Consider the following 13,210-nt stretch of genomic DNA (forward strand, 5'->3'; position numbering starts at 1 on the left):
TACCACTTGCGACACCAACAAAAAACGCCCGTAAGTCGTTAACTTACGGGCGTTTCTAGATTATGCGGCCGACAGGAGTTGAACCTGCACGTCTTGTGGACACTAGAACCTGAATCTAGCGCGTCTGCCAATTCCGCCACGGCCGCGTGGGGAGGGGAGATACTATCCGATCCATCGATTTGGTCAAGACCGCCTGATTTGTCCGTTTCAGCCGTGTCTTCTGATGATCTCAGGTTTTGAGGCCGAAGAGCCTGGCGGCTGTCTGGCCGAGAATCTTTGCCTGATCCGAGGCCGGCAGGTGTGCCAGATACTTGGAGGCGGCGTCGATTGCCGCACGGTAGGAAGCGCCCGTGGCGCCGGCGTCGAACCCGCCGCCATACATCAGCCGATCCGGGCCGAAGGTTTCGGTCAGACGCCTGATGGTCGCGGTGATATCGCGGTGAGGGTAGGTGGTCGTCGCGGGGATGGACGACAGCTTCATGACGGTGTTTCGGAACCGCGACCATTTCACGACGCGATCGTACTCAGCGGGCGTCCCCTGGAAGGGCCGGCCCAGATGGTCGATCAGCACGGTGGTTTGGGGAAACGCCTCGATCAGTGGTTCGAAGCCAGGCGCGTAGCGCGGCTCGAAATGAAGCTGGATGGCCAGTCCGAGGTCGGCGGCCTGCTTCCAGAGGGCGCGCAGTTCCGGTTTGTCGAATGGGGGCAGGCGATCGGGCGCGTAGGCATGGATGCGGGCGGCGACGAGCGGCGTCCGCCGGGCGAGGTCGGCCATTGCGGTGAGCGATCCGGGACGATCGGCAAAGAACAGGCACGTGCCCTTCAGTCGCCCCTTGCCGACCGCCAGGCAGTGCTCGAGGTATCGATGATCGTCCTGGTACGGCTCGGGATGGACGACAATCGCGTGGGTGACGCCGGCTTCATCCATGCACTTGATCAGGTGCTCAGGGGTCGCCGCCGCCGGCGGGCGATAAGGGGCATTGGCGTGATATGGGAACCGGCTGTCGTTATTGCCGGCGAAACAGTGGAGGTGAGTATCGACCCTTACCGCCGGCGCGGTTTCGGGCGGCGACGCCGCGCCCGCCGGCCAACCTCCGATGGTGGCCGCTCCCGCCAACGCCGCACCCAGGATGTGCCTTCTGGTCAACGCATGCCCATGTGATCGAGTCATGGTGGTAGTATCCCCGCGGTAGCAGATTTGGGCGAGAGGCTCTGGCGAAATCCGTGACGCCGGATCGATGTCGCGTGTCGCCCGCCACCCGGTCGCCAGCTCGCCGTTCGTTTGCTCGTGTACACAGCAATCAGCTATGGAATTCCGTCGTTCCGAGTCCTCGCAGCCGAATCCGACCGTCGCTTCGGCGAAGGGCGTCAACACGCCTCTGGTAGAAAACGTGGACTACTACATCGAGCAGGGGCGGTGGGTGTTCACGGCCGTTTTCCACAGGAAGCGCGGTCACTGCTGTGGCTCGGGCTGCCGTCACTGTCCTTACGAGCACTGCAACGTTCCGCCGGCTGACGATTGAGTTCCCCGGCACGGCAGATGCTGCACGACGGACACGGGCCGTGCCACCCCAGGTCTTTTGGCGGCGTACGGCAGCCTGGCCTATACTTAGGGGTTCAAAGCGGGATCGCCGCACACCCGGCCAGCCTCACGACCGCCAACATGCCCCTCGTTCGCGACCGCTGCATCTGCCTCCGCATCACCGAGTATAGCGAGACCTCGCAGATCGTAACGCTGCTGTCGCGCGACGTCGGCGTCGTTCGGGCGATCGCCAAGGGCGCCCATCGCAAGACCAAGGCCGGTGCTGGCAAGTTCGACGGCGGGATGGATTACCTGGAAGTCGGCGAAGCAGTCTTCATCTTCGACCCGGCCAAGGAAATGGCCACCCTCACCGAGTGGACGCTGCGCGAAGGGCACCTGGCACTGCGCAACACGCTCCGCGGCATTTATCTCGCGCTCTATGCCGGCGAACTGGTCGATCGGCTGTTCGAACTGCATGACCCCCATCCCGAAGTCTTCGACCGCCTCGAATCGACCCTGCCGCTGCTGGCAACCGATCGGCGGGAGCAGGCGTTCCTGGCGCTGGAACTCGAAGTACTGCGCGAGTCGGGGTATCTCGCCGAGCTCGACATTTGTGTCGAATGCGGTCGGCCGGCGGGGGGAACGCCGATGTCGTACTTCTCGGCGAAGCTGGGAGGCGTCGTCTGTCGCGACTGCGAGGCGGTCGTGCCCGATCGGCGGACGATCGACAACCGTCTCGTGCGAATCGTGCAGGGGATCCTGAAGCTTCCGCGACACAGCGGCACCACGCTGCGCCTGCCGTTCCTCACCCGTCATCAGACCGATCCGATCAACCGCATGCTCGCCGACCATGTGCAGCACACACTCGGACGGGGACTGGCGATGGGGCGGTGGGTTTTGGGAAACTCGTAGATCGGCGACGCGCACGTCTCCTGTCCTCACGCCGCGCCCACGTCGCCCCAGGTCAGCCAGAACTCCATCCCGGCCAGCTTCTGCGGAGTCACATCGACGAACGGGCTGGCACCGCCCCACGGATTCCGCAGGCACAGGCTCGTCACGCGGCCGGCAGTGTCGCGGGTTACGCTTGTGACGGTGTAGGTGTGCTGTGCGACGAGACCTTCGATGGCACACGGCCCGGTGGAGAACGCAACGGCCTTGCGAGCGTTCCACTGCGTGAATAGCTCGTTGGCAAATGCGACGCCGCTATTCTCGGGATGGTAGTTCCAACCCATATTGGTGGCGCGGACAGCCGTCAGCAGCTCATTGGGATCGCCGTAGCAGAGGTCTTCATAGTTGCCGCGATAGTCGCCGTTGGCGATGGCGAATCGATGGGTCGCGTACGCCTTTTCGACGATCGCCACCCACAGGCTTCCGCCGGTGCCGGTGCGGGCAAACTGCGGCGTTGCGCCATCGGCTTGCACCGGAAGGTCGGCATCGACGCGGTAGAAGCTTCCGCCCAGCGCGACGGCGAATGTGCCGTCGGCCAGGTCTACGACGGTCGCCCGGACGGTCAGCGGGGCGGCCTGCGCCACGGCACCGAGTTGCCCCAGCAACCAGCAGTTGGCACTGCTGCCCTGGGTGATGTCGCTGGCGGTCGGGCCGCCGGGGCCGAACAGTGGCCTGCCGGCGAAGCTGCGGTAGCTGACGTCAGTGACCGGGTCGACGACACGATCGCCGTCGAGCGTCTTGTCCACGCGGTTGGCGAAAGAGGTCACCAGGCGAACGGTGCGGGCGGCCTCATACGCGCTGGCATCGCTCACAATGTCGCGCGCCGCGCCCGTGCCGCGGTCGGCCCAGACGATGTCGTTGCCCGGTCCGCCGGTCAGGACGTCGGAGGTGCAGGCGTCGATGGCGACGAACGTGTCGTTGCCGTTGCCGCCTAACATGACGTCTTTGCCTGCGCCGCCGTTGAGATAGTCGTCACCGTCGACACCGAAAAGCTTGTCGTCACCGCCACCACCGACGATCCAGTCATTGCCGGCGTCGCCGCTCAGGGCGTCGGCGTTTGACCCGCCAATGAGCGTGTCGTTTCCCGTTCCGCCCCAGATCGTTGCGGTCTTTGACGCTGCCGCTTTGAGGGTGTCGTTGCCGGACCCACCGTTGAATGTCATCGGCTGATTGACGAAGTCGGATGCCGTGCCGGCAGTGGATACGCAATCGTTCCCGCCACCGGCATTGACGGTGATCTGCTTCACCGCATCAAAGCGGACAGAGAACACAACGCGGGCCGGCTTTCCGACCAGTACGTCCAGCTTCTGACTGGACGGGAGAGTTCCAGCGACCGTGCGACGAAGAACGATTTGATCGGCGTTCTCAGTCCCGGTGACCGTCAGCAGGCCGACACTTGGGTCGAATGCCGCACTGACCGCACTCAACAAACGACGTGATTCCAAACGCTCGCAGCGGATCTCGCTTCGCATGACCTCACCGCCCTTCAAGCCAGTACGAAAGGCTTTTCCGGATATCGGCGGCTCAGACCGTCACTTGCGATACGACCGCAAGCGACTCCAATGGTATGACGGGTATCGAGTAACCGGACGTTCGAAAATCTCGCGGGATGAGCCCGGTAGTCCGATTTCCAACTGATGTCGAAGTCGAGGGTTACGACGGGTAATTTGGTAGGATTTGAAGGCGAAGCCGACGCGGCGCAACAGGAGCAGGGGTTTCGGACGCTCGCCCCGGCGTAACCTCATTGCAACCAGTGCGTACAAGCTGCTGTATGCAGAGGGGGAAGGTCACTTCACTTCGAGGAACGCCATGCAAATGCGCTACGTCCGCTCCGTGTCAATGCTCTTCGCCCTTCTGGCCTCTGCCGCGATCGCTGTCGCCGACGCCAAGGGAAAGGACGAAGGCAAATCGGCACGCGATGAACAGTTGTCTGGCGAAAAGGAGTCTTCCAAGAAGGGGCAGGACCTGGGTGCACGCGTTGACGCACTGGAGCGCCAGGTTCGAGAACTGGTGGCGACCCTGAAAGGCCATAAAGAAAGTGGCGGAGACAAAGCAGCGGCGATGAAGAAGAGCAACCCTCAAGATGAAGCCGATGCCATCGCCGCCAAGAACAAGATGAAAGCCGCGATGGAAGCGAAGATGGCATCCGACAGGAAGCAGCCGGAGAAGAAGCCCGCCGTCCAGAAGGCGATCGACGACGGCCCGATGGTCATCAAGGGCAAGGACGGGCAGCTCTACGTCCGACTGTCGGCCCTGCCTGAAGAACTCCGCAAGAAGTTCGGCGGTGGCGAGAACGAACAAGCCGCCGAATTGAAACATCCTGACAAGAAGAAACCCCAGAAGGACGATGACGACGATCACAACCAAGGCAAGAAGCCGAGCCAGAAAGACGACTGAACGCTGGAACTATCGACTTGCTCACTGAAACCCACGCACGTTCGACGTCGGACTTCAAACGAAGTACAGAAGACGTCTCGTACAGCCGTTGAACCCGAAGAACCGTTTCATATCCCAACGCAGGAGGAACCTCATGTCGATCCGAAGCCGCCGCTCCGCCGCACTGTTGATCGCCCTGGCGATCTCGCCGTTCACGCTGATTGCCGCCGACGCGCCCAAGGCAGAATCCAAAACCGAAGCGCCCAAAGCCGCTGCCGCCAAAGCCGTTGAACTGTTCAACGGCAAGGACCTCACCGGTTGGGGCTACAAGACCGGCGAGAAGTTCGACGGCAAGACCGAGTCGGACGACAAGCGCTACTCGGCGAAGGACGGCGTATTGACCGTTAATCCGGGCACCGGCATCCGCCAGCTCTGGACGACCGCCCAGTTCACTGGCGACTTCGAGTTGCGGCTGGAGTTCCGCGCCGGCGTCGCCGCCGACAGCGGACTGTTCGTCCGCGGCCCGCAGTTACAGGTCCGCGACTACCTCGTCGCCGGCCCGTACAAGGAACTCAAGAAGTACAAGGCGCAGGACTGGAACGAGATCATCGTGATCGTTAAAGACGGCGTCGCCCACTGCACCTGCAACGGCGAAGTGCTCAATGCGGCGATGAAGGTGCCCGCCACCGGCGGCATCGGCTTGGAGGCCGACAAAGGGACCATGGAGTATCGCAATCTCCGGCTGACGCCGGCGAAGTGAGCGGATTGGATGGCAGAGGAACGAAGGTACGAAGGGGCACGAAGGCACGAAGTTTTTTGTACACTGCAGTCAGGCACGCATTTCTTTGTGTCCTTCGTGTCTTCGTGCCCTTCGTGTTCAAAACGAACGTCGAGTCTCTCTCTCTCTCTCTCTCGCACGGGGCCGTGACGTACGGAAGTCATCCGACGAGCGGCGGCGGCATCGGACTTCCGCTACCATCCGGCGGTGATCTCTCGCGACGAAATCATCCTCGACTATCTCGAACGCCTTGCGTACGCGCCTTACCCCGTGCAGGAAGAGGCGCTGTACGCCTGGGCCGCGTCCGAGCAGGGGGTGCTGCTGTCGGCGCCGACGGGCACCGGCAAGACGCTCGTCGCTGAGGCGGCGGTATACGAAGGGCTGCGCACCGGAAAGAGCGTCTACTACTCCACGCCGCTGATTGCCCTCACCGACCAGAAGCTCATCGAACTTCAGGACACCGTCGAACGCTGGGGCTACGAGCGCGACACCGTCGGCCTGGTCACCGGGCACCGCACGGTGAACCCTAACGCGCCGATCAAGGTCGTCGTCGCCGAGGTGCTGCTCAACCGGCTGCTCCACCCCGAGGCGTACGACTTTGCCAATGTCGGCGCGGTGGTGATGGACGAGTTCCACAACTTTAACGAGCCGCAGCGGGGGATCGTCTGGGAATTGGCGTTGTCGCTGCTGCCGGCGCACGTCCGCGTCATGCTGCTGTCGGCGACGGTGGGGGCGGCTTCGGAGTTCGTCAACTGGATGGCCCGCAGCCTCGATCGGCGGGTGACGCTCGTTGAGGGCAGAGAGCGCAAGGTTCCGCTCCATTTCCACTGGGTGGGCGACGAACTGCTGCCCGATTTCGTGGAGAGTATCGCCCGCGGCGAAGACACGCGCCGGCGTACGCCATTGCTGATCTTTTGTTTCGACCGCGAGATCTGCTGGGTGACGGCCGATGTGCTCAAAGGACGCGACGTGTTCGTCGAGGGCCAGCGTAAGGCGCTGCTCGACCGGCTGGAATCGTTCGACTTTTCCGTCGGTTCCGGTAACAAGCTGCGGACGTTTCTGACGCGCGGCATCGGCATCCACCACGCAGGTCTGCTGCCGCGCTACCGGCGGGTGGTGGAGATGCTGTTCCAGGAAAAGCTGCTGCCGGTCTGTGTCTGCACGGAAACGCTCGCGGCCGGCATCAACCTGCCGGCGCGGTCGGTCATTCTGACGACGCTGGTCAAAGGGCCGCGCGACAAGAAGAAACTGATCGACCCCAGCGCCGCGCAGCAGATGTTCGGCCGGGCCGGCAGGCCGCAGTTCGATACTGAGGGGCACGTCTTTGCGATGGCGCACGAAGACGACGTGAAGCTGTTCCGCTGGAAGGAAAAGTACGACTCCATCCCCGAAGACACCAAGGACCCGGGGCTGATGAAGGCCAAGAAGGCGCTGCTGAAGAAGAAGCCGACGCGGCGGGCCAACTTCACCTATTGGAACGCCGACCAGTTCACCAAGCTGCAGACCGCGCCACCGGCCCGGCTGGCGAGCAAGGGGCGGCTCACCTGGCGGTGGCTGGGGTTCCTGCTGGAGGCCAACCCGGCCGTCGAGCCGATACGCCAGGTCATCCGCCGTCGGTTGATGGACTTGCCGACGATCGAAGGCGAGATCAAACGGCTGACGCGCATGCTGGTGACGCTCAGTCATATGGGCGTGGTGTTGCTCGACCCGCCGCCGCCCAAGAGCTGGCTCGACGCGATCAAGCCTGCAGGCAGTTCGGCCGGGGCGGCGGCGGTCGATCCCGCCGACGCGGCAGCACCGCCGGACGACGACGAAGACGATGCCGAACCATCGACAGCGGCTTCTCCGACATCGACCACGGATCTGCTCGGCCGGCTGAAGCTTGGTGAGCACGTCGGCGCGACCGTCGCCGCTGCGACGGCGAAAGCCGCCGGCAAAAACGCACCCGCGTTCACCGAGCCGTACGACGTCATTACCGCCACGCCCACGCCACGCCTCAAAGACCTGATGGTCTTCCGCGCCGTGCATCCGTTGTACGGCTTGTTCCTGATGGACTACCTCGCCAAGGCCGAGGACCACGAGCTGGTGCAGATCCTGGAGAGCCTGCTGGAGATGCCCGGCTCGGTCGCCAAATCGCTGCGGGTGCCGTGGCCGGATGATTTGCCGCCCGGGCGGCTTGCGCTGGAAGTGGTGGACCCGGCGATCCTGACGCGCGGGCTGGCCGCGCACGAGGACCTCTATCCGCCGTCGGATCAATCCGACCTGCCGCCCGAGATGCGCAAGTACCCCGTGCCGCTGGCGCAGAAGGTGCGGATGCTGTTCGAGAGCGAGATCGACCACGCCGGTGGACTGTTCATCACGCCGGTTTGGGGCATCGGCGACTTGCTGAATCACGGCGGCGACTTCGACAAGTTCGTCCGTTCGCGCGACCTGCTGAAGCAGGAGGGCATCTTCTTCAAGCATGTGCTGCGGATGATCCTGCTCTGCGAAGAGTTCGCCCAGCTCACGCCTAAAGACGTGAACCGCGACGAATGGCAGACCCGGCTGCGGAGTATCGCTGCCGTATTGACGACGGCATGCCGCACGGTCGATCCGCAGTCGACCGACGAAATCCTGGAGGAACTGGTGGACCAGATCTAGGCGTTGGCAGCGCGCTGTGCCGCGAGCCAGGAACGCCGCCACCGCAGTGCAGCAGCGCCGCATCAGCCGAGGCGGCGGCCAGGCCGCGCACAGAGAGGGCCGGCGTGCCGTCCAGTATGGATGGCACGCCGGTCCCCGTCTACGGACTTCAGGCGAGGACTTACCTGTGGTTCGGGCCGTCGTCGTGACCACCCTTTTTCTTTCCGCCTTTGTCGTCGGCGATCTTGCCCGCTTTCCTGACAGCATCCTTTTTGACATTCTTTCCGCTCCTGCTGCCGCGGTCGTCCTTCTTTTCGGCTTCCCGGCCGCGAGACTCGGCTTCCTTCGCCATCGACGGAGTGGCCGTCACGCACAAGCCGAGCATCAGAGCCGCAACCAGCGAAACTCGCTTCAACATACGAACCTCCACGAGCGTGCATGGCACGCTAAAACAGATTCGGCAGCAGCGATCCAACCGCCGATCGATGACTCACGAGCACAAGACCGCTGCAAGAAACTTAGCGATTCCGAGCTGTTTTCGACGGCACTGCAAAGAATGCAGGTATTCACGCGGTACAAGCTGCTGTGAACGTGCGCGTTCGTTGCGGGCGAAGGCTCACGACCACCCAATGCGTGGAGATTCAAGAGCGAACGCACCTCCGATCGCACGGTACTACCGGGCGGGGTGTGCGCAGCCCGGGAGATGCATGAAGACTTATGGATTTGCGGTCGTTGTCTTCGCGTTGTCGGCGCTTGGCGTGAATGCAGCGGGTGAGGCTGCGCCGGTCGTCGATTCGATCGGCATGAAACTCATCCGCATCGAGCCCGGTTCCTTCACTATGGGCCAGGACGGCCCGCCGGCCGACCACCACATGAACAAGCACCCGGCGGAGTTCGATCGCGCCGACTGGGACGAGAAGCCGGCGCATAAGGTGACGATCTCCGGCGCGTTTTACATCGGCGAGAAGGAAGTCACACTCGGTCAGTATCGCCAGTTCAAACCGAAGCATCGGCCCAAGAACACCGACGACGAGGCGGCGACGGGCGTCAGTTGGTTCGACGCCGTCGCGTACTGCCAATGGCTCTCGAAAAAGGAAGGCAAGCCGTACCGCCTGCCCACCGAGGCCGAGTGGGAATACGCCTGCCGCGCCGGCACCACCACCCTGTTCAACACCGGCGATACGCTTCCGCCGGGGTCGCACAAATGGTTCGGCGATTCCGGCAGGCGGTCGCTCTACTTCGGCACCAACCCCATGCCGCCGGAGTACAAGGTGATCGACGGCCCGGTGTCGCTTCGGGGCGGAGAGGGCACGCCCAACGCGTGGGGCCTCTACGACATGCACGGCAACGCCGCCGAGTGGTGCGCCGACTGGTACGGCCCCTACGAAGCCGGCGAGCAGACCGACCCCCTCGGCCGCAGCGACGGCGACTTTCGAGTTTTTCGCGGCGGGACGCATTCGACCTTCAGCCGTCTGCTTCGCTCGGCGAACCGCGCCGCCTGGATCCCCGAGTCGGCCAGTGAAAACATCGGCTTCCGCGTCGTGCAGGCCGATGCGCCCAAGGGCAAGTTGCTGCCGCCGGCCACGCCGCCGCTCAATGCGCGGAACGTCAGCCAGTTGATTCCCAAGCTTCAGAAGCCTTCGCCGGAGATTCCGCATTTCGCCGGCCCCGTTCCATTCGTGAACATTCCGCCCGGCTCAGCCGGTCCGATGTACTCGTGGCACAACCACAGCCCCGCGATCACCGAATGCCCCAACGGCGATCTGCTGGCGACCTGGTTTTCGTGCGTCGACGAAGGCGGCAGCGAACTCTGCAACCTCGCCTCGCGCCTTCGCTGGGGCACCACCGAGTGGGAACCGGCAACTCCGTTCTGGGACGGCGCCGACGTCAACGACCACGCCCCCAAGCTCTGGTGGGACGGCAACCAGACGATCTATCACCTGGCCCGCGGCCTTGTCGAAGACGTCGTGCGAACCTCCAACGACAACGGTGCGACCTGGTCCAAGGCCCGCACGATCTTTCCCAACGGCGAGTTCGGCAATCAGATGATCCGCACCCGCGAAGGACACCTGTTCATCACCCACGACTCGCGAACGACCGGGCTTGTCAGCAGCGTCGATAACGGCAAATCGTGGAACTCCATCCTCCTGGCCAAAAAGGATTCCGACATCCGCCCTGGCGGAACGGGTGGTCGCCCGCCGGGTATTCATGCGCCGATCGTCCAACTCGCCGACGGCAGCATCATGGCCTACAGTCGGCAGGACCCGCCCGAAGACCAGGCTGCGTTCCACGGCAAAACGCCGCTCAGTATCACCCGCGACGGCGGCAAGACCTGGACCTTCTCCGAGTCGGAGTTCCCGGCGATCAGCACCGCGCAGCGTGCCGTGATGATCCGCCTGCGCGAAGGCCCGATCCTGCTCTGCTCGTACACCGACCAGGCCCGCGACTGGAAGGACCGCAATGGGATGACCTTCAAAGCCGAGGGCGATGTCGAGTTCACCGGCTACGGGCTCTTCGCGGCGGTCTCGATGGACGATGGCAAGACCTGGCCGCACCGTCGGCTGATTACCCCCGGCGGGGCGCCACGCGAACTCCCGACAATCGATCGAGGCATCGCGACGTTCAGCGACACCATGTCCGAGCGCAGCGGATACCTCGCCGCGATCCAGACGCGCGACGATCGCGTGCAGCTCATCAGCAGCAAGAACCACTACGTCTTCAACCTCGCCTGGGTGAAAACGCTTCCCCCGGCACCGAAGAAGTAGCCACCTCGACCCACTACCGCCGCGCACCTGTCACACGCTTGGATCGAACCGGTTCCGGACGCCGGACGGCGGTCCGGGCAGGCGAGCGCGGGGATGGTGGATCGGTCGCCGGGGCGTCGTCCGGCGACGGCAGTTTTTCGCTTGGCGGTTTCGCGCCTGGCGCTTTCACTCTGGACCGCTCGCCGGGCAGTGCCGGCTTCGTTGCAAACTCCGCGCGGGCGGCTTCCAAGAGTTCCCTTGCCTGGGCGAGCGTGGTCGGCGTAATCCGCTGGCCGCCGGTCATCTCCGCCAGTTCCTGCACGCGCTCTTCCCCTTCCATCACCCGCACCTGCGTCTCGGTCTTGTCGTTGACGACCTCCTTCCGCACGGTCAGATGGTGGTCGGCGTAGCTGGCGATCTGCGGCAGGTGGGTGATGCACAGCACTTGGTGGTGCGCGGCCAGGCTGCGCAGCTTGTTGCCGATGATACTGCCGAGGCGTCCGCCGACGTTGCTGTCGATCTCGTCGAACACCAGCACGCTGATGCGATCGCCTTGGGCCAGAATGCCCTTGAGCGCAAGCATGATGCGCGACAACTCGCCGCCGGACGCGATCTTGCGCAACGGCTGCGCGAGCTGGCCGGGATTGGTCTGCGCAATAAACTCGACGTGATCGAACCCGGAAGGGGTGCCGAGGTCGGATTGTGGTGCAGCCGTCCCGACCGCAATTGCAGGCCGGACGCCAACACCACAAGTGCCCGCCGGCATCACCGCGATGGTGAACTTTGCCTTCTCCATGCCCAGGTCAGACAACTGACCTTCGATCAACGGCGACAGCTTTTTCGCGATCGCGGTTCGCTTTACGGTCAGCTCGGCGCCCAGCTTTCGCAGGTCGGCAAGCATCGGGACGAGCCGTGCTTGCAGGCCGCTGTCGTCGTCGCTCGCCTTTTCCAGCTCGGCAAGATTGGTCCGCAGTTCCTCGCGATAGGCGAGCGCGCCTTCGACAGAGTTGCCGTACTTCTGGGCGACGCGGTGGATCGCATTCAGACGGTCGTTCACCTCAGCCAACTCGGCGGGGTCGAGGTCGAGCTTGTCGAGGTAACGCGACAGGTCGTACGCCGCCTCTTCCACCTGGATGGTCGCATCGCGCATCGCGACGGCGACCGGTTTGAGATTGGTATCGAGATCGGAAAGCTCCATCAGGATGCTCGCCGCCCCTTTGAGCCGTTCGAGCACCGAGCCGTCCACTTCATAGATCACCGTATGCACGGTGCCGGCGTCGCGCTTGAGCTTCTCTAGGTTGGTCAGCACACTCGCCCGGCTTTCCAGCTCGAGGTACTCGGCGGGGTCGAGGTTGGCCGCGTCGATCTCATCCGCCTGGAAGCGGTAGAGCTCCAGTTGCTGTCGGCGGAGGGTTCGGCTGGCGTCGAGCTCGGCAATCCGCTGCCGGGCCTCGATCACCTGAAGGTAGATCGCGTGGTACCGAGACCGCAGGTCGAGCAGACCGCCGAACTGATCGATCACGTCGAGCTGATTGGACGGCTTGAGCAGGTACTGGTGGTCGTGCTGGCCGTGGACATCCACGAGGTGCTCGGCGACGAGCTTGAGCATCGCGAGGGTGATCGGGTGGCCGTTGAGGCTGACCGACGACCGGCCCGAGGCGTAGAGCCGGCGCGTGAGCAGCAGTTCACCGCCGTCGTCGGCGAGGGGAATGTCTGTCAGGGCCTGGAGTTGCGACAGCAGTTCGGCCCCGCGCACCTCGAAGACGCCAGACACCCGGCCTTCGTCGGCACCCGGGCGGAGCATCTCGCTCGGGGAGCGCAGGCCCAGCAACACTTCGACCGCGCCGATGACCAGGCTTTTGCCCGCGCCGGTGGCTCCGGTGAAGCAGTTGAGCCCCGGTCCCAAGGCGATCCGGACGTCGGAAATGACAGCGAGGTTGGATATGTGAAGTTCGCGGAGCATGTGAACGTTTCCGAATGACAGATGTCGTAGGCGTTCCTGCAAATCCCCTGGACCCCGGTGGGGCAACGATGGATCGACGCCCCGCGGCGAACACCAGACGGCGACCGCCACGGGCAAGCGAGTACGCTTGCCCATGCCACCCAGGATTTTCCTGTCGACTGACTCGGAGGTCCGGCGAAGCCGGCCTCCGAGTCAGCCAAACGAACCCGAGTCAGCCAAACGAACCCGAGTCAGCCAAACGAACCCGAGTCAGCCAAACG

At 63.8% G+C, this 13,210-nt stretch carries 10 protein-coding genes and 1 tRNA gene; 6 read left to right on the top strand and 5 right to left on the bottom strand.

Annotation, left to right across the window (positions count from 1 at the left end; genetic code table 11):
* Positions 1 to 63: 63 nt before the first annotated feature.
* A tRNA-Leu gene (locus IPV69_RS03180) sits at positions 64 to 146 on the bottom strand.
* An 83-nt stretch (positions 147 to 229) separates the two neighbouring features.
* Positions 230 to 1,171: an amidohydrolase family protein gene (locus tag IPV69_RS03185; protein ID WP_206293463.1), complete on the bottom strand. Its 942-nt coding sequence runs from the start codon at positions 1,169 to 1,171 to the stop codon at positions 230 to 232.
* A 136-nt stretch (positions 1,172 to 1,307) separates the two neighbouring features.
* Here IPV69_RS03185 and IPV69_RS27785 point away from each other — a divergent pair, with 136 nt between their 5' ends.
* Positions 1,308 to 1,523 carry a DUF5522 domain-containing protein gene (locus IPV69_RS27785; RefSeq protein WP_206293464.1) on the top strand — a complete coding sequence of 72 codons (216 nt, stop codon included), beginning with the start codon at positions 1,308 to 1,310 and terminating at the stop codon, positions 1,521 to 1,523.
* A 140-nt stretch (positions 1,524 to 1,663) separates the two neighbouring features.
* Entirely contained in the window at positions 1,664 to 2,434 is a 771-nt protein-coding gene (gene recO, locus IPV69_RS03195; RefSeq protein ID WP_206293465.1) for a DNA repair protein RecO, read from the top strand.
* A gap of 26 nt (positions 2,435 to 2,460) precedes the next feature.
* Here recO and IPV69_RS03200 read toward each other — a convergent pair whose 3' ends face one another.
* Positions 2,461 to 3,942 carry a C2 family cysteine protease gene (locus tag IPV69_RS03200; RefSeq protein WP_206293466.1) on the bottom strand — a complete coding sequence of 494 codons (1,482 nt, stop codon included), beginning with the start codon at positions 3,940 to 3,942 and terminating at the stop codon, positions 2,461 to 2,463.
* Positions 3,943 to 4,279: 337 nt separating this feature from the next.
* Between IPV69_RS03200 and IPV69_RS03205 the strand changes: the two genes are divergently transcribed.
* From IPV69_RS03205 to IPV69_RS03215, 3 genes are all read left to right on the top strand, one after another.
* Positions 4,280 to 4,867 (top strand): hypothetical protein, encoded by a 588-nt coding sequence (locus tag IPV69_RS03205; RefSeq protein WP_206293467.1) that lies wholly within the window; start codon positions 4,280 to 4,282, stop codon positions 4,865 to 4,867.
* Positions 4,868 to 5,000: 133 nt separating this feature from the next.
* Positions 5,001 to 5,606 (top strand): 3-keto-disaccharide hydrolase, encoded by a 606-nt coding sequence (locus tag IPV69_RS03210; protein ID WP_206293468.1) that lies wholly within the window; start codon positions 5,001 to 5,003, stop codon positions 5,604 to 5,606.
* Between the two features lie 225 nt (positions 5,607 to 5,831).
* On the top strand, positions 5,832 to 8,264 hold the full coding sequence (locus IPV69_RS03215) for a DEAD/DEAH box helicase (protein ID WP_206293469.1): 2,433 nt from the start codon (positions 5,832 to 5,834) through the stop codon (positions 8,262 to 8,264).
* Positions 8,265 to 8,424: 160 nt separating this feature from the next.
* On the opposite strand, the gene IPV69_RS03220 is transcribed toward IPV69_RS03215, so the two are convergent.
* Positions 8,425 to 8,661, bottom strand: coding sequence for a hypothetical protein (locus tag IPV69_RS03220; protein ID WP_206293470.1), 237 nt, complete (start codon positions 8,659 to 8,661; stop codon positions 8,425 to 8,427).
* Between the two features lie 289 nt (positions 8,662 to 8,950).
* On the opposite strand from IPV69_RS03220, the gene IPV69_RS03225 reads away from it, so the two are divergent.
* Positions 8,951 to 11,008 carry an SUMF1/EgtB/PvdO family nonheme iron enzyme gene (locus IPV69_RS03225; RefSeq protein WP_206293471.1) on the top strand — a complete coding sequence of 686 codons (2,058 nt, stop codon included), beginning with the start codon at positions 8,951 to 8,953 and terminating at the stop codon, positions 11,006 to 11,008.
* Between the two features lie 13 nt (positions 11,009 to 11,021).
* Here IPV69_RS03225 and recN read toward each other — a convergent pair whose 3' ends face one another.
* The gene (recN, locus tag IPV69_RS03230) at positions 11,022 to 12,950 is read right to left on the bottom strand and encodes a DNA repair protein RecN (RefSeq protein WP_206293472.1); all 1,929 of its coding nucleotides are present in this window, start codon (positions 12,948 to 12,950) and stop codon (positions 11,022 to 11,024) included.
* Between the last annotated feature and the right edge of the window lie 260 nt (positions 12,951 to 13,210).

Source organism: Humisphaera borealis, from assembly GCF_015169395.1.
GTDB lineage: Bacteria > Planctomycetota > Phycisphaerae > Tepidisphaerales > Tepidisphaeraceae > Humisphaera > Humisphaera borealis.